We start from the raw sequence: 17,066 nt of genomic DNA on the forward strand, positions 1-17,066 counted from the left end.
CCGGGCAATAAGCCCGGTTATGTACGCCTAAAAGATGAAGCTATCGATTAAGCATCAAAGGGATCACGCAGGATCATCGTTTCTGCACGATCTGGGCCTGTAGAAATAATATCAACAGGCACGCCTGTCAGCTCTTCTACACGTTTGATGTAATTCAATGCGGCTTGTGGCAATTGGCTGTGATCTTTCACGCCAAAAGTGCTTTCATCCCAGCCAGGCAGGGTTTCATAGACGGCTTCAAGACCTTCCCAGTTCTCTGCTGCCAGTGGCGTCGTGTCAATGACAGTGCCATCAGCTTGACGATAACCCACACAGATTTTCACTTCTTTCAGGCCATCCAGCACGTCCAGTTTAGTCATGCAGAAGCCAGACAGAGAGTTGATTTGGATCGCACGACGAATAGCGACGATATCCAACCAGCCAGTACGACGGCTACGACCTGTCGTCGCACCAAATTCCTGACCTTTCTGACGCAGGTATTCACCTGTTTCATCAAACAGCTCAGTGGGGAATGGGCCCGCCCCGACACGGGTAGAGTAAGCCTTGATAATACCCAGTACATAGTCAACATAACGTGGCCCCAGACCGGAACCCGTCGCAACGCCACCCGCAGTGGTGTTGGAAGAAGTGACATAAGGATAGGTACCGTGGTCGATATCCAGCAAAGTACCCTGTGCGCCTTCAAACATCACCAATTCACCTTTCTGAGTTGCTTTATAAAGCAAGTCAGAAATGTCAACTACCATGCCAGTCAGGATATCGGCAACCGCCAATATATCATCCAGTGTTTTCTGGTAATCAACAGCAGGTTCGTTGTAGTAGTTAACCAACTGGAAATTGTGGTATTCAATGATCTCTTTCAGTTTGGCGGCAAACGTTTCTTTATCAAACAGATCACCCACACGCAGACCACGACGTGCAACTTTGTCTTCGTATGCAGGACCGATGCCACGGCCAGTTGTACCAATCGCTTTGGCACCACGCGCTTTTTCACGGGCATTATCCAATGCAACATGGTAAGGCAGGATCAGCGGACAGGCTTCAGAAATAAGCAGGCGCTCACGTACAGGAATCCCACGTGATTCAAGCTCTTTCATCTCTTTCATCAAAGCATCTGGTGCTAAAACGACCCCATTTGCGATAATGCTAATGACATTTTCACGTAAGATCCCGGATGGGATTAAGTGGAGAACGGTTTTTTCACCGTTGATGACTAGTGTATGGCCCGCGTTGTGGCCCCCCTGATAACGAACTACGTACTTAGCTCGTTCAGTCAGCAAGTCGACGATTTTACCCTTGCCCTCGTCACCCCATTGGGTGCCCAATACGACAACGTTCTTACCCATTTCAAAAGTTCACTCGGTTGCTTAAAAATGGATTCTACCATCTCATTTAGCACCTTTCAGTATTTTTTGTTACTTCTGTTATTTCGTTTCGTCATATAAATGGGCTGCTAAGTATACATTGGTAATGATAAATGTATAAAAATAAGCCACTGTCATTTTTTTTACAGTGGCTTATTGGGAGCTAGAATGCGGCTAAGTATATTCACCGCATTCCGCCAGCTTAATGACTCTAAACTCTGGGTCATTTGCCTGACGCAATCACTTAATCCGCAGTATGAGGACGTAACTTCACAGGTGCTTTCATATAACGGAAGAAGTCGGTATCCGGGCTGAGCACCATTACATCATTGCCCTTATTCTTGAAGCTCTTTTCGTAAGCCCGCAAGCTACGGATAAACGCATAGAATTCAGGATCTTGATTGAACGCATCAGCAAATAGTTTGGTCGCTTCCGCATCACCTTCACCATGTAAAGCCAATGCCTGACCCTGTGCTTCTGCCCTGATTTCAGTCGCTGTTTTATCAGCCGCAGCCCGGATCTTCTCTGCTTCTTCCAAACCTTCTGAACGCAGGAGACGAGCCTCTGCCTCACGGTCAGCACGCATACGCTGGTAGATAGCTTCTGAAATTTCCTGTGGCAAGTTGATCTGTTTAATACGCACATCAACAACTTCAATACCTAATGCAGCCATGCTGCTTGGGTTAATGACGGATTGCTTACCTTTCGTCTCTTTTTCTACCAAGGCCGCAGCCGATGCAATCGCACTATCAACATCCGTTACCCCACCTTCTTCGTGGGTTCCCTGATTCAGGGCATCACGCACATCGGTCGTTAAACGGCCACGGGAGTCAGTCACAATGTCACGGACATTAAGACGACCAATTTCAGAACGCAAACGGTCACTGAATTTACGTCTCAGCATAATTTCAGCTCGGTTAATATCACCGTTCGTTGCCAGATAGTAACGACTGAAATCGTTAATGCGCCATTTCAAGTAAGAATCAACGATCAGGTCTTTATTTTCACGTGTCAAGAAACGGTCAGCCGTGATATCCATAGTTTGAATACGGGCATCAAGGATTTTGACTGTTTCCATAAACGGAATTTTGAAATGCAGGCCAGGCGCATAAATGGCAGGTTTATTTTCTGCATCACGCACAACCTTACTAAAACGCAGCACAATGCCACGTTCGCCTTCTTTCACAGTAAAGATTGATGAATAGAGAACAACCAATACCGCGATAATCGCAACAATGAATGAATTACGCATGATTATGGTCTCCCTACTCTGACCGCATCACCGCGCGGGTTATCGCTACCGTTATACGTGCCGGATTCCCGTCGTGGCGTCGATTGAGATTGATTCTGACGAATCATCTTCTGTATCGCTGTGTCATTGGATACATTTTGCTGAACTTTCGCCTGATCATTCACAATTTGATCCAGTGGTAATAACAGCATGTTGTTACTCTTTTCGGTTGCAATGATTTTACGTGTATTGCTCAACACACGCTCCATCGTTTCGATATACAAACGTTCGCGAGTAATTTCTGGTGCTGCTTTATATTCAGGCAAAATTTTGGCAAAACTCGCCACTTCACCCTTAGCATTCAATACCGTACTAACTTTATAAGCTCTGGCATCTTCAATAATACGCTGCGCTTCACCTTTTGCTTTAGGTAATACTTCGTTTTCATAAGCCTTAGCTTCACGCATGGTTTGCTGCTTCTGTTCACGCGCTGCGATGACATCATCGAATGCGGCCTTAACTTCTTCCGGCGGACGGGCAGTCTGGAAGTTGACATCGACCACGGTAATACCCATATGGTATGGACGGATCGTCTCTTCCAGTACCTTCTGGGTATCGTTACGGACAATCGTACGCCCTTCCGTCAGGTTGGTTTCCATTGAATATTTGCCAACAACACCACGCACAGCACTGTCAGTAGCTTGACGCAAACTATCATCAGGATTGGTCACACTGAAGAGGTAAGCTGCCGGGTCAGTCACACGGTATTGAACGTTCATTTCAGCCAAGACAACGTTTTCATCCGAAGTCAGCATGGCACCCGTTGTTGCCAAATCGCGAACAGTTTCAACGTTAACAGCCCTGACCTGATCGATAAAGGTCATTTTCCAGTTCAAACCGGGCTGTACAACATGACTAAACTTACCAAATCGGGTCAATACGCCACGTTCTGCTTCTTTAATCGTATAGAAACCACTGACAACCCAAACAACAACTGCAGCAGCAACGGCAAGGCCAATAAGGCGCCCGCCAAATTTAGAGTTCTGCCCAGACCCACTTCCACCTTTGTTTCCACCGAGACCACCGAGTTTTTCACTCAGCTTACGGAACAGATCGTCGAGATCAGTTGCCCCACGGTTACGACCACCTTTCTTGTTGCCGCCGGAGTTGCCGCCATTATTATTGCTGCTTCCCCACGGGTCGCGGTCTTGTCCGTTATTACCGGGCTGATTCCACGCCATGTTTTAGCTCCACTTTCTAGTTTTTACTGGTTTTTCAGAGGTGACTGCTCTCCACCCAGATGGGTGAGGCTTCCCACTTCACAGACCGTTGCCTGTCCCTGACAGGTCTAGCAACGGCCTCCATGGGCAGAAACGACGAACTTCATCGTTTTTGTAAGCAACCAATATTTATTGGGTGATACTTCTGACAGTGCTAATCCTGTCACTGCAATTCTGGCACAGTCATTTCATCACCGCCATTTCATCTCTGCTACTCCATGACTATTCCATGACTATAAGCACCTTGAAATGGCAGATAAAATGATACCTTGTTTGTTGTCTTGCGCCAATCAATCAGACAACATTCAGATAACATAGTCTGGCAAATTGGGTTCTTGTTTACACAGACGACGCCAATCAACGATGGGCATCCTGACCTCAACACCAACCTGACCATTTTCTTCCATCCATTCACGTTCAATGGCCTGAAGCTGATAAAAACGGCTGCGCAGACGCCCCGCTTCGGGTGGAAGATGCAATTGATAGTGCGCGATTTCACCTGAGAGGCGCTCAGTTAATGCTTGCAATAACAGAGGGATACCTTCGCCAGTTTGCGCTGACAGCCAAACTCTGACCGGCCGATTTTCTTCATCACGATCAATACGGGGAATAAAATCTTCCAGCATATCGATTTTATTCATCACCATCAGCGAAGGGATCTCATGGGATTCAATCTCTTCAAGCACACTGTCAACAGCGATAATATTTTCATCGACACGAGTATCAGCCGCATCAACAACATGCAGCAATAATCTCGCCTGCCGAGTTTCCTGCAAAGTCGCCTTGAACGCTGCCACCAAATCATGGGGCAAATGGCGGATAAAACCTACTGTGTCAGCCAAAACAACCGTGCCGACGTCATCCACCTCAATTCGGCGCAATGTCGGGTCCAGGGTGGCAAAAAGCTGGTCAGCCGCATAAACTTCGGATGAAGTTATTGTATTGAATAGACTGGATTTCCCCGCATTGGTGTAACCGACAAGAGAGACGGTTGGGATATCGGCTTTATTGCGTGCCTGACGCCCCTGTTCACGCTGTTTTTCAACTTTGCCAAGGCGCCCCAAAATCTGTTTGATTTTGTCACGCAACATACGGCGGTCACTTTCCAACTGGGTTTCTCCCGGCCCACGCAGCCCGATCCCCCCTTTTTGGCGTTCAAGGTGAGTCCAGCCCCGTACCAGACGGGTGGACAAATGACGCAATTGTGCCAATTCGACTTGTAACTTGCCTTCGTGCGTCCTTGCCCGCTGGGCAAAAATATCCAGGATCACGCCCGTGCGATCAACCACACGGCATTGGCACAAGCGTTCAAGATTACGTTCCTGCGCAGGACTGAGGGTATGGTTAAACAACACCACGTCTGCACCACTGTTTTTAACAGCGTCAGCAATTTCCTCTGCCTTGCCCTCTCCGACAAAATATTTCGGATGAGGTGCCTTCCGGCTTCCCGTTACAATCTGCACAGGAGAGACACCTGCGGAAGTCACCAATGACTCGAATTCACTGAGATTTTCCGTATCTTTTTCCTGTGAGAAGAAAACATGCACCAGAACGGCCAATTCTCCGCCTTCATAACGATCAAACAACGGTGCAACCCCTCAGGCTGAGTAAAAATCCAATATGAAAAAACATAGGTAAAGTCTCCCTACCTATGTTTTTATTTTCAGGCACGACAACTGATTTATTCAGCGCCATCGCTTTCCTGTTGTACAGCCGGGTTAGTGCCAGCCTGATAATTTCCCACGCCAGTCGGCACACTCTGGTTATTACTATGATGAGACACCGGTCGGGAAGGCACAACAGTAGAGATGGCATGTTTATAAACCATCTGGCTAACCGTGTTTTTCAGTAAAATGACAAATTGGTCAAAAGATTCAATCTGACCCTGTAATTTGATGCCGTTGACCAAATAGATAGAAACCGGGACCCTTTCACGTCGTAAAGCGTTCAGGAATGGATCTTGCAGAGATTGCCCCTTAGCCATTCTATATTTTCCTTATTTGTTGTTTTTAACTAAGAACCTATTGGTTCGAAAAGAAGTAACTACTCAAAAATGACACTTTCGTACTGATCATTTGTACTGAACAATTGTACACAATCAATGAATTTATGTACTAATAACCTGCATGACTGTGTTTAGATTTTGTTTAGGTTGATCGCTATCCAACCAAGTCATATTGTCCCAACTCCTGAGCCACGTGATCTGACGCTTTGCCAATTGGCGTGTCGCACAGATACCGCGATAAACCATCTCATCATGAGATATTTCGCCCGCGAGGTAAGACCACATCTGACGATAACCAACACAACGAATGGAGGGTAAATCTGTATGCAAATCCCTACGAGCATAAAGCGCTTTCACTTCATCTTCAAACCCTGATTTGATCATTTGTTCAAAACGGGTGGCGATACGTTGATGCAAAGTTTCACGGCTTGCCGGCGCGATCGCAAACTGATGAACCTGATAAGGCAATATTTCTCCAGACGTTTCAGTCAATTCAGTTAAAGTCTTACCCGAAATCCGAAAAACTTCCAGTGCACGAGTAAGACGTTGTGGATCATTCGGATGAATCCTTGCCGCAGAAACGGGATCAATTTCCTGTAATTGTCGATGTAAAACGTCCCATCCCAGCTCCGCTGCCTGTTGTTCAATTTGCGCCCTAATCTCAGGGTTCGCTGAAGGCAAAGGCGATAATCCTTCCAACAATGCTTTGAAATATAGCATGGTTCCACCAACCAGGAGTGGAATTCTCCCGGCCGCTGTGATCTCTGCCATTTCTTTCAAGGCATCACGGCGAAAATCAGCAGCAGAATAAACTGCCGTGGGGTCAAGAATATCGATCAAACGATGCGGTGCCAGTGCCTGCTCTTCTGCGGAAGGTTTTGCTGTCCCAATATCCATTCCGCGATAAATTAACGCAGAATCGACGCTGATTAATTCAACCGGAAGATGCTGACGTAAGGCGATCGATAACGCCGTTTTCCCTGAGGCCGTCGGCCCCATGATAAAAATGGCTGTCGGCAGATGTTGAGTTTTTAAATCACTCATGATTAAGAAGTGCCACCACTGCTTGTAAATCAATTAATTGTAATAACCCATCCGGCGGCGATCCCACCAGTTGAGGGCAAAGGCGCTCGACCTCAGCCAAGAGCTGGACGGCTTGCGCGATGTTCCACGTTTCATGCTCGCTACCCACATGACGGGAAAGCCAAATGGCAACCTGTTCAGCCGAAGCCGTTGGCTGTTCCCCAAGATAGCCCAACAGTTCCGGCAAGAGTTTAGGCAGGTTCTGTTGGCGCAGGGGCAACGATACCGCATGAATGGTCACTTTTCCATGCGCGGCTGTCGATTCAATACCAAAAGTCTTTAATAAGTCACCATACTGCTTTAAGACCTTCGTTTCTGATGGATTGAGCGCCAGTTTCAGCGGGATTAATAGTGGCTGGGATTTCAGCCCCTGTTCCCCCGGGGTCAGTTGCGCCTGTTTTAGCCAGCGTTCAGCCACTGGCAGGGAAAGCAGCCCGATCCCCGAGGGGGATTCGATCAAGGCGTAGCTTGCGGCATAAATGCACAATACTTTGCCAAAGCTATATTTTCCAAGGGCGGATTTTCCAAGGGCAGATTTGCCAAGAGCGGATTTGCCAAGATTCGATTTTTCCGGCCCTGATGGTACGGGTATGGCAGGAAAAGAAGTTGGATGAGAGGTCGGCTCGCCCCTTTCTGGAAATAACGTCCGTTTTTCTTCCGGTGAAGGTTGCATCATATTTTGATACAGCTCACCCTGCTTTTTCTGGTAGCTTTCCTTATGATGTGTTTGCGGTGTGCCACGATCATGATGCTCATGACGTCCTGAAGATGGCTCATCTGTCCGCTCATTATGCTTGCCGAGAAAATGATTTTCTCCCGCAGAAGGACGATTCTCCGGCACCCAGCTAGCAGCGCTTTCTTGGCAACCCAGTGCCAACTCATCGCCCTGACTGCGTTGTTTCAGGACCGCCGCCACACCTTGGTAAATAAAATCATGGACTAAGCGAGCCTGATGGAAACGGACTTCATGTTTGGCCGGATGCACATTGACATCCACTTGGCGCGGATCAATTTCGAGATACAAAACATAAGCGGGCTGCTGTTCACCCTGAATCAAATCCTGATACGCTTGGCGAATCGCATGATTAATCAGGCGATCCCGCATCATTCGTCCATTGACATAACAATATTGGATATCGCTGACTGCCGTATTTACTGGATCAACAACCCAGCCCTTAATGGACAAGGCATCATGCTGCCATGACAGCGCCAGCGCCTGTTGCACAAACGCGGCCCCACAAATCGCGGCCAAGCGGCGTTCATACTGAGATTCATCTTTGGCCGGGCGATACTGGCGCACCAATTTTCCATTGTGATTCAGATTGATGGCGACATCCAACCGCGCCAGCGCTATCCGGCGTACCACTTCATCAATGTGGCCAAATTCCGTTTTCTCCGTTCTCAGGAATTTTCGGCGAGCCGGCGTGTTATAAAACAGATCCAACACTTCAACGGTGGTTCCCACCGGATGAGCAGCAGGTTTCACCGTCACTTCCATATCACGGCCTTCCGCATAAGATTGCCATGCTTCTGTCTGGCTTGCAGGACGGGACGTCAATGTCAGCCTTGACACAGAGCTGATACTTGCCAGAGCTTCCCCACGAAACCCCATACTGACAATCGCTTCCAAATCATCCAATGAAGCAATTTTACTGGTTGCATGGCGCGCCAGTGCCAGAGTCAGATCTTCTTGACTGATTCCGCAACCATTATCACGGAGCCGCATTAATTTTGCGCCCCCCCGTTCAATGTCAATATCAATACGGGTGGCACCGGCATCAAGGCTATTTTCCACCAATTCCTTGACCACAGAGGCAGGGCGCTCAACCACTTCACCGGCAGCAATCTGGTTTGCTAATTGTGGGGGTAATATCTTGATAGCCATATTCGACCTTACTGACAATTTGACCTTATTGACAACTCAGCGCCTATCAAGCCTATTCTGACCAGCGCATATGGATTACTCTGACACAGATTATTTACTTTGGTGCAGACTGCAATGGGTTAGCCTGAAAATAGTGACGTAATCCCAAATGAATGGCTTGTGCCAGTTTTTCCTGATACTGATTGGAGCCTAACAACTCTTCTTCAGACACGTGACTGATAAAACCTGTTTCGACTAAAATAGACGGGATATCCGGCGAGCGCAAAACACCAAGGCTTGCATGTTCTGGTGTGCGCTTATGCAGAGAGCCAATTTTAGCGAGTTGATTCAACACTTGCACAGCAACGTCATAGCCAACGCGTTGTGAATGCCCAAATTGCAAATCCAGCACCGCCTGACTCAGATAAGGATCTGTCCCATTGGCAAGCGCATCTCCCGCACCGCCCAGTAATTCCGATTGTTTCTCATGCTGCTCCAGCCAATTCCCCATTTCACTGTTTGCACGACGGTTGGAGAGCACCCAGACCGAAGCGCCTTTGGCGCTGCGATTAGGAGCGGCATCAGCATGGATCGAGACTAACATATTGGCTTTATGTTGACGGGCAACTTCAGAACGTCCTGCCACAGAGATAAAATAATCGCCATTTCGCGTCAATACCGGCTTGAACATGGGATCATTGCGCAAAAGGGCCTCCAATTTACGCGCAACGCTAATCGTGACGTTTTTTTCTTTCAATCCCCGTTGCCCAATCGCACCAGGATCTTGCCCGCCATGTCCCGCATCAATAGCAACAACAATCGAGCGAGTGATTTTTCCTTGCGCAGATTGGCCAGCCTGTTTTTTCACCCCTTGTTCACGGTGATTCGCGACTGGCTTCGTGTCTTTTCCCGTCAGTGCAGCATTATTTGTGAGTAAATGCTTACCATCATTTTGTGGGGCATGATGGCTGGATACCGATGCGTTGCCTGTAACTCCTTGGGTTTTCAGTGTCAGCACCACTTGCGATTGATGCCCGGGATTTTTCACTGAGGACGCCTTTACCGCAGACGTTTTCACCACAGACGTGGTCGTGGCCTTATGTGTTAACTCCAACACCATCCGCTGATGATGTGCATCAGGTGACTGACTGGAACGCACAAGTTTGACCAGATTCTGGCCGGATAAACGCATTGGCAACCCAATAACTTTACTGGATTGGCGAATATCCACCACCAATCGTTCAGGAGAATGCAAAGGAAAGACGCGATAATCAGGATACCCGCCAGTGAATTCCAACGTCACGACGGCCTCAGAGGGGCCATTATTCACATGGATATTCGACAACGTAGCCGCCGAAGCTGTCGTCATGACCAACTGGCTCAACATGAAAAACAAAACACAGGCCATCCCCCAATGGGCACGCCATTTTTTGCTTATATTCATAAAAAGGGCATTCACGAAAAAGGCATTCATCATGGTCGGGTATTCCTTCATAAGGACTTCAAATTATCCAACAGACTTTCACCATATTGAGATAACGCAACAAAACGTGCCTGTCGCCCTTCACTGTCGTAGCTCAAGTGCAGCTCAATATCGGCATCCGGCAAAACGCCGGCCCCCTGCTGAGGCCACTCCACCAAGCAAATGGCGTCCTGATGGAAATAATCACGGATCCCCATAAATTCCAGCTCTTCAGGATCAGCCAGACGATAAAGATCAAAATGATAAACAGGCCGGGGTTGTAAGGCATAAGGCTCGACTAACGTATAAGTCGGACTTTTCACATGCCCCTGATGGCCGAGGGCTTGCAGGAAACCACGACTAAATGTGGTTTTCCCCGCACCAAGATCGCCATATAAATAAATAACATAGCCGCGATCACCAACGGCCGCCACTGCGTTACCCAATGCAACGGTGGCATCTTCATTTGGAAGTGATAAAACGAGTTCTTTCATTGAAAAATATCTATTTTGATTTATTGAATTAGAAACGAATCAGGTAGACATATCAGTTAAATAGCTAACCAATAACCATAACATAATTTAGACATTATCATTGAGTATCTTCTGCAGCGCCATGTGTTAAGCTAAATACCCTCTTTCAGCCGTAATTTGATATTTCATGACAACCCTCCTCGACCTGAATCTTCTGGCAACCAACATCAAGCAATGGGGGCTTTCCCTTGGCTTCCAGCAAGTCGGCATCTGTGACACCGATTTATCGGCAGAAGAACCGAAACTACAGGCGTGGCTTGATAAGCAATATCATGGCGAAATGGACTGGATGGCTCGTCACGGCATGATGCGCGCCCGTCCCCATGAGCTTCTGCCGGGGACTTTGCGGGTGATCAGTGTACGCATGAATTATCTGCCTGCTAAGGCCGCATTTGCCAGTACGCTCAACAATCCGCAAATGGGTTATATTAGCCGCTATTCGTTGGGCAGGGATTATCATAAGCTGCTGCGCCAGCGTCTCAAAAAACTGGCGGATAAGATCCAAGAATATTGCAGCACCCATGAATATCAGGGAACGCTGAATTTTCGCCCTTTTGTCGATTCTGCCCCGATTATGGAACGCCCACTCGCCGAAAAAGCGGGGCTTGGATGGGTTGGTAAACACTCACTTATATTGAACCGTGAATCAGGCTCTTGGTTTTTTCTGGGTGAATTGCTGATTAACCTTCCCCTACCCATTGATGCGCCACAAGAGGATCAATGCGGACGCTGCGTGGCCTGCATGACAACGTGCCCGACGGGTGCCATTGTTGAGCCTTACACCATTGATGCCCGACGCTGCATCTCTTATCTGACCATCGAATTGGAAGGTGCCATTCCGGAAGAATTTCGCCCGCTGATGGGCAACCGGATTTATGGCTGCGATGATTGCCAGCTTATCTGCCCCTGGAACCGTTTTTCTCAATTAACAGATGAAACTGACTTTAGCCCTCGTGCTGCGCTGCATACGCCTGACCTGCTGGCGCTATTCAACTGGAGTGAAGAAAAGTTTCTGCGTATCACGGAAGGTTCGGCAATTCGCCGTATTGGCTATTTGCGCTGGTTACGCAACATTTCCGTCGCCTTGGGCAATGCCCCGTATCAAGATGACATCGTATTAGCACTGGAAAAAAGGATCGGTCTGGGTGACGTGTTGGATGAACATATTCACTGGGCGATAGCTCAACAAATGGTTCGCCGGAATGCGAATGCCATTGAGGTGCAGACCTCACAACAAAAGCGACTGATAAGAGCAATAACGAAAGGCTTGCCTCGGGATGCTTAATAATCAACCAGCCGGATTTCTTATAAAAAAACCCGTTCGTTTTCTTGTGAATAAAAATGAAAATACTTTGCTGATCAACTAACAAACTGAGAATAGATAGTGATCATGTTATTTTTAAATTAGGTTAATTACTTTAACTAATCAATAAGTTAAGTTTGGACTATTGTCGTGAATGATAAGCCCGAAAAACCAAATACAAAGAAGCCTCCTGTGGATAACTCTGTGTAATAAATAGAGCGTCATCAGGTGACTCAAGGGTGATAATGTTAAATACTGTGGATAAAAACAAGAATTGAATTCTCGTGGACAACACCAGAAATCAGCAGCGAAATAAAAAATCCACTCATCCATTCTAGACGCTAGTGGAGAAATTTTCCTCTGCCTCTTCAAAAATGAGGCGGCATTATGGGCCTGTTGAGGCAGGATAGCAAGCGCTTTATCGACAATTTATATTAGCAGGCGCTAATCACTTTCGTTATCGCACCAGCGCTGGCAAACAGGGCAATTTAATTATTTCTTATGTTTCAGAAAATGTTGATTAAGACAAACATACGAACAAAACGGACAAAATTAGGGAAATACGCCAAAATGTCTTCTTTAATTTTAAGCGGGAAATAATGTATTAAGGCTAATTTAATAAAGAGTTCTTTTTATAAGAGATAAAGAAAACATAAAAAAGCAAATATAAAAAATAAGTTATTTTTGGAATTAAAAAATTTTTTATGAAATAAAGAGAAATAAGAGAGAAAAAATTGGAGCGGGAAACGAGACTCGAACTCGCGACCCCAACCTTGGCAAGGTTGTGCTCTACCAACTGAGCTATTCCCGCGTCGCTGACAGCTAATATCATTAGCCTGAGAACCCTGAATCTGATTTTGAAACCTGTTAACCCCATGAGTTACTGGGTGATTTTTGGAACCTGCATATCAGGAATGGGCGCTATTATGAACGTCTTCAGATAAGATGGCAAGCCCTTTACTTCCCCTCCGACACTAAACGCTTAAAATCTATTCACCAAAATTTGACACAAAAAATCTATACCATCACTGCGATAATTATGACTAGAATACCAAACACCATAGAGCTAACATAAAATAAACAATTAGCTAACATATAATAATATTTATGCTTGCCGTAAGGCGTTTACAGCAATAGATTAACAGCAATTTTCGTCGTTAATTAGATGATTATTCTCCTGAGAGAGGGTCAAAAATATGGCTCGATACTATCAATCTAAATTTGTCACGGGCACTGAGGCACTGGTTGATCTTCTACTCGCCCAAGCTGAGTTGGATAAAATCCATAATCTCAACACAGCGGGATTCGTTTCAGGTTACCGTGGTTCTCCTTTAGCCCGTCTGGATCAAACATTATGGCAACACAGCAAACAACTTATCCAAGCCAATATCCGCTTTCAGCCTGCCATCAATGAAGATCTCGCCGCCGATGTGTTGATAGGAACGCAACAAGTCGAAACAGATCCGGACAGACAGGTTCGCGGCGTTTTTGGTATGTGGTACGGCAAAGGGCCGGGCGTTGATCGTTCCGGTGATGCGCTCAAACACGGCAATGCCTACGGTTCTTCCCCGCACGGTGGAGTGCTGGTTATCGCCGGAGACGATCATGGCTGTGTCTCTTCTTCCATGTCCCATCAATCGGATCTCAGCATGATGGCTTGGAGTATGCCCATCTTGCATCCGGCATCGGTTGCCGATTATATGAGTGTCGGTTTATGGGGTTGGGCGGCATCCCGCGTGAGTGGTGCATGGTTTGGCTTCAAGGCAATCAGCGAAGTGGTGGAAAGCGGTGCTGTCAGGGACAACCAGTCTCTCCCTGATTATCAAATTCCACACGTTGATCCTGGCCCCGACGGGCTGCACTGGCGCTGGCCTGATCTCCCCGGCCCACAAATTGAAAAGCGTCTGGCCTATAAACTGAAAGCCGTCGAAGATTTCGCCAAACTGAATCCCATTGATTACCTGCTCGCCCCTTGTGAACATCCACACGCTTTATTGGTCACGGTTGGCAAAGCCCATAAGGATGTGATGGAAGCCCTGCGTGTCGGGGGTTTAACGCCTTCTGAACTGGCCCAGCAAGGGATCGCCTTGCTCCATGTCCGTTTGGTTTATCCTTTATCGCCACTTCTCAGTGAACTCGCAACCCAAGTCAGTCATATTTTTGTCATTGAAGAAAAAGCCGCTATCGTTGAAATGCTGCTGGCGCACCGATTAGTTCAATTACAAAAAAATATCAACCTGATAGGTAAACATAACCCCCTTGGGCAGAAATTATTACCCACTGACATTGAACTACGCCCTTCGCGGGTTGCCCCCCCGCTTTCGGGATGGTTACAGCAATTCAATGTCTTTCTCTCCGTGCCACCAGAATGGTCAACCGAAGCCCGTCAATACGATGCCACTTTGCCTAAACGCACCCCTTATTTCTGCGCAGGCTGCCCTCACAGCACATCAACACGCTTACCCGACGGCAGCCAAGCCCAGCCGGGTATTGGATGTCATGTCATGGCCTCGTGGATGGATCGCCATACCGGGGGTGGCATTTTACCCATGGGGGGAGAAGGTACCGATTGGATCGGGCATTCCCCGTTTGTGAACCGTTCCCATGTCTTTCAAAATCTGGGAGATGGCACCTATTTTCATTCTGGCCACTTAGCCATTCGTCAATCAGTCGCCGCAGGGAGCAATATTACTTACAAATTGCTGTTCAATGATGCCGTGGCGATGACGGGCGGGCAGCCTCTGGATGGCAATGTCACCCTATCGCAAATAGCTTCTTTGATGCTTGCAGAAGGGGTGAAAGAAGTGGTTGTCGTGACGGATGACCTTGGTAAGTACAAAGATAAAAACAGCCTTCCTGCCCATGTGAAACGCTATGAGCGGGATTATCTGGAAGATGTCCAGAAACACTTCCGAGATATCGTTGGTGTCACGGTGCTTATCTACGATCAAACCTGTGCCACAGAGTTACGCCGTAAAAGAAAGCGTGGCTTAGTGCCAAAAGTAACGCGCCGCGCAGTGATCAATGAATGGGTTTGTGAGGGATGTGGTGACTGTCAAATACAATCAAATTGCCTTGCCGTCATTCCGGACAAAACGCCTTTAGGCACCAAGCGCAAGATAGACCAACACGTTTGCAACTCTGATCTGTCCTGCCTGAAAGGATTTTGCCCCAGCTTTATCACTGTCGAAAATGCCAACCCGCGCGCAGATCTCAGCAGACTCATCCCACATGATGAGCTGGATAAAATTATCCGCCAATTGCCGCAACCAACGCTGGCTTCGGCCGAAACACCTTATGAAATCCTGTTAGTCGGTATCGGCGGAACAGGTATCGTCACCGCCGGGCATTTACTCTCAAATGCCGCGCAATTAGATAATTGCTTCGTCAATCTGCTCAATTTTACCGGCTTTGCCCAAAAAGGCGGAGAAGCAATAACCCATATTCGGTTATGCCATAACAAGGATAAACTGCATCAAGTCAGGATTGATCGTGGACGCGCCAATCTGGTTATTGCCGCAGATTTAGTAGCGGCAACAGGGCAAAACTCACTGGAAGTGATGTCGAGGGGATCAACAAAATGCCTACTGAATACCCACGAAACACAAATCGGCACGATGCTTCGCTCCCCTATGCTGGATTTAGATCACCCCAAAATGTTAGATACCCTAAATCAACACACGCAGACATTACTTTCCATTGATGCAGAAATGATGGCCGCGCATCTCGTCGGTGACAGAAACCAAACAAATATCATATTAATCGGTTACGCTTGGCAACTCGGCAAACTCCCCATCACATTATCTTCCATCCATAATGCCATTCAAGAACTGGGCGCGTCAGCAGATAATGCGCGGTGGGCTTTCTGGATAGGCCGCATTGCGGCGATACAACCCGATATTCTGCAAAAACACCTCAATATGACTCCGCCAGAAAAGATAAAAAGTCTGGACGATCTCATTATGCATCGTTATCAATTTCTGGTTGATTATCAAAATGAAAGGTATGCGATGCGTTATCTCAGCCGCATTGCCCAAGTTCAAATGGTCGCTCAACAGATCGATGCAGAAGAAATCACCCAATCCATTGCTGAAAATTTATTCAAATTGATGGCGTATAAAGATGAATACGAAGTTGCCCGACTCTACGTCAAAACCGATTTTTTCGATAAGCTCCGCTCGCAATTTGATAATACCGATACCATTCACTTTCACCTCAGCCTTCCCCTCTTCAATCGCAAAGATCCCCGCACCGGCCAGCGAGGAAAAAAGGAATACGGTTCGTGGATCATTCCTGTATTACACTGCCTTGCTGCATGTAAGCCACTACGTGGTACTGCTTTCGATATTTTTGGTTATCAGGCAGAGCGTAAGCAGGAAAGAAATTTGCTGCTTGAATATGAACGGTTAATTGATTTTTTGATCGAAAAAATGGATCGCAATAATTTGGCAACCTGTCAGCAACTCGCGGAACTCCCCAATCAGGTGCGAGGTTTTGGTCATGTGAAGCAAAAAGCGATACAACGCATGTTGGTCAGTAAAGAAGAGTTACTGAAAGCGTTATAAAAACAGACTGATAATCTATTGATTGAAAACGAAAAAAGCACCTTCCGGTGCTTTTTCTATGACTTGCAGACTGTTATAAAAATCTACCGTCCTGAATTTGGAGCGGGAAACGAGACTCGAACTCGCGACCCCAACCTTGGCAAGGTTGTGCTCTACCAACTGAGCTATTCCCGCATTTATTACGGCTGCCTGCTGTCAGGCTAACCCTTCACACCAATATAATCTTTAATTTGGAGCGGGAAACGAGACTCGAACTCGCGACCCCAACCTTGGCAAGGTTGTGCTCTACCAACTGAGCTATTCCCGCGTATATTTTGGCGTGATGTACTTTTGAAATTCTTCGTCGGTACGGGGAGCGCATTATACGAGAAATTCT

11 protein-coding genes and 3 tRNA genes are annotated in these 17,066 nt (G+C 47.1%); 2 read left to right on the top strand and 12 right to left on the bottom strand.

Features of this window, described 5'->3' with window-relative positions:
• Positions 1 to 47: 47 nt before the first annotated feature.
• The 9 genes from PSI17_RS10110 to tsaE all read right to left on the bottom strand — a co-directional run bounded on the left by PSI17_RS10110 (position 48) and on the right by tsaE (position 10,783).
• On the bottom strand, positions 48 to 1,346 hold the full coding sequence (locus PSI17_RS10110) for an adenylosuccinate synthase (protein WP_273551876.1): 1,299 nt from the start codon (positions 1,344 to 1,346) through the stop codon (positions 48 to 50).
• 262 nt (positions 1,347 to 1,608) lie between these two features.
• Positions 1,609 to 2,616 (bottom strand): protease modulator HflC, encoded by a 1,008-nt coding sequence (gene hflC, locus PSI17_RS10115; protein WP_273551877.1) that lies wholly within the window; start codon positions 2,614 to 2,616, stop codon positions 1,609 to 1,611.
• A gap of 2 nt (positions 2,617 to 2,618) precedes the next feature.
• Positions 2,619 to 3,836 (bottom strand): FtsH protease activity modulator HflK, encoded by a 1,218-nt coding sequence (gene hflK / locus PSI17_RS10120; RefSeq protein ID WP_273551878.1) that lies wholly within the window; start codon positions 3,834 to 3,836, stop codon positions 2,619 to 2,621.
• Positions 3,837 to 4,180: 344 nt separating this feature from the next.
• Entirely contained in the window at positions 4,181 to 5,461 is a 1,281-nt protein-coding gene (gene hflX / locus PSI17_RS10125) for a ribosome rescue GTPase HflX (RefSeq protein WP_273551879.1), read from the bottom strand.
• Between the two features lie 95 nt (positions 5,462 to 5,556).
• Positions 5,557 to 5,859: an RNA chaperone Hfq gene (hfq, locus tag PSI17_RS10130; protein WP_273551880.1), complete on the bottom strand. Its 303-nt coding sequence runs from the start codon at positions 5,857 to 5,859 to the stop codon at positions 5,557 to 5,559.
• A 123-nt stretch (positions 5,860 to 5,982) separates the two neighbouring features.
• Positions 5,983 to 6,924 carry a tRNA (adenosine(37)-N6)-dimethylallyltransferase MiaA gene (gene miaA, locus PSI17_RS10135; protein WP_273551881.1) on the bottom strand — a complete coding sequence of 314 codons (942 nt, stop codon included), beginning with the start codon at positions 6,922 to 6,924 and terminating at the stop codon, positions 5,983 to 5,985.
• Positions 6,917 to 8,848, bottom strand: coding sequence for a DNA mismatch repair endonuclease MutL (gene mutL / locus PSI17_RS10140; protein ID WP_273551882.1), 1,932 nt, complete (start codon positions 8,846 to 8,848; stop codon positions 6,917 to 6,919). The genes miaA and mutL overlap by 8 nt, the downstream gene beginning before the upstream one ends.
• Before the next feature lie 94 nt (positions 8,849 to 8,942).
• Positions 8,943 to 10,322 carry an N-acetylmuramoyl-L-alanine amidase AmiB gene (gene amiB, locus PSI17_RS10145; RefSeq protein ID WP_273551883.1) on the bottom strand — a complete coding sequence of 460 codons (1,380 nt, stop codon included), beginning with the start codon at positions 10,320 to 10,322 and terminating at the stop codon, positions 8,943 to 8,945.
• Positions 10,319 to 10,783 (bottom strand): tRNA (adenosine(37)-N6)-threonylcarbamoyltransferase complex ATPase subunit type 1 TsaE, encoded by a 465-nt coding sequence (gene tsaE, locus PSI17_RS10150; RefSeq protein WP_273551884.1) that lies wholly within the window; start codon positions 10,781 to 10,783, stop codon positions 10,319 to 10,321. The genes amiB and tsaE overlap by 4 nt, the downstream gene beginning before the upstream one ends.
• Positions 10,784 to 10,949: 166 nt before the next feature.
• Here tsaE and queG point away from each other — a divergent pair, with 166 nt between their 5' ends.
• Positions 10,950 to 12,107, top strand: a complete 1,158-nt coding sequence (queG, locus tag PSI17_RS10155) for a tRNA epoxyqueuosine(34) reductase QueG (RefSeq protein WP_273551885.1) — start codon at positions 10,950 to 10,952, stop codon at positions 12,105 to 12,107.
• Positions 12,108 to 12,860: 753 nt separating this feature from the next.
• Here the strand turns inward: queG and PSI17_RS10160 are convergent.
• Positions 12,861 to 12,936 (bottom strand) — tRNA-Gly (locus PSI17_RS10160).
• A gap of 385 nt (positions 12,937 to 13,321) precedes the next feature.
• On the opposite strand from PSI17_RS10160, the gene PSI17_RS10165 reads away from it, so the two are divergent.
• Entirely contained in the window at positions 13,322 to 16,690 is a 3,369-nt protein-coding gene (locus PSI17_RS10165) for an indolepyruvate ferredoxin oxidoreductase family protein (RefSeq protein ID WP_273551886.1), read from the top strand.
• A 98-nt stretch (positions 16,691 to 16,788) separates the two neighbouring features.
• Here the strand turns inward: PSI17_RS10165 and PSI17_RS10170 are convergent.
• Both PSI17_RS10170 and PSI17_RS10175 read right to left on the bottom strand, forming a co-directional pair.
• Positions 16,789 to 16,864: transfer RNA gene (locus PSI17_RS10170), tRNA-Gly, on the bottom strand.
• A gap of 57 nt (positions 16,865 to 16,921) precedes the next feature.
• A tRNA-Gly gene (locus PSI17_RS10175) sits at positions 16,922 to 16,997 on the bottom strand.
• Between the last annotated feature and the right edge of the window lie 69 nt (positions 16,998 to 17,066).

The sequence above is a fragment of the Xenorhabdus sp. IM139775 genome, from assembly GCF_028598745.1.
Lineage (GTDB): Bacteria > Pseudomonadota > Gammaproteobacteria > Enterobacterales > Enterobacteriaceae > Xenorhabdus.

Bases quoted from the DNA above. Each gene is read 5' to 3' on its own strand.
- PSI17_RS10110 (WP_273551876.1), bottom strand. From the start codon at position 1,346: ATGGGTAAGAACGTTGTCGTATTGGGCACCCAATGGGGTGACGAGGGC.
- hflC (WP_273551877.1), bottom strand. From the start codon at position 2,616: ATGCGTAATTCATTCATTGTTGCGATTATCGCGGTATTGGTTGTTCTC.
- hflK (WP_273551878.1), bottom strand. From the start codon at position 3,836: ATGGCGTGGAATCAGCCCGGTAATAACGGACAAGACCGCGACCCGTGG.
- hfq (WP_273551880.1), bottom strand. From the start codon at position 5,859: ATGGCTAAGGGGCAATCTCTGCAAGATCCATTCCTGAACGCTTTACGA.
- miaA (WP_273551881.1), bottom strand. From the start codon at position 6,924: ATGAGTGATTTAAAAACTCAACATCTGCCGACAGCCATTTTTATCATG.
- mutL (WP_273551882.1), bottom strand. From the start codon at position 8,848: ATGGCTATCAAGATATTACCCCCACAATTAGCAAACCAGATTGCTGCC.
- amiB (WP_273551883.1), bottom strand. From the start codon at position 10,322: ATGAAGGAATACCCGACCATGATGAATGCCTTTTTCGTGAATGCCCTT.
- tsaE (WP_273551884.1), bottom strand. From the start codon at position 10,783: ATGAAAGAACTCGTTTTATCACTTCCAAATGAAGATGCCACCGTTGCA.
- queG (WP_273551885.1), top strand. From the start codon at position 10,950: ATGACAACCCTCCTCGACCTGAATCTTCTGGCAACCAACATCAAGCAA.
- PSI17_RS10165 (WP_273551886.1), top strand. From the start codon at position 13,322: ATGGCTCGATACTATCAATCTAAATTTGTCACGGGCACTGAGGCACTG.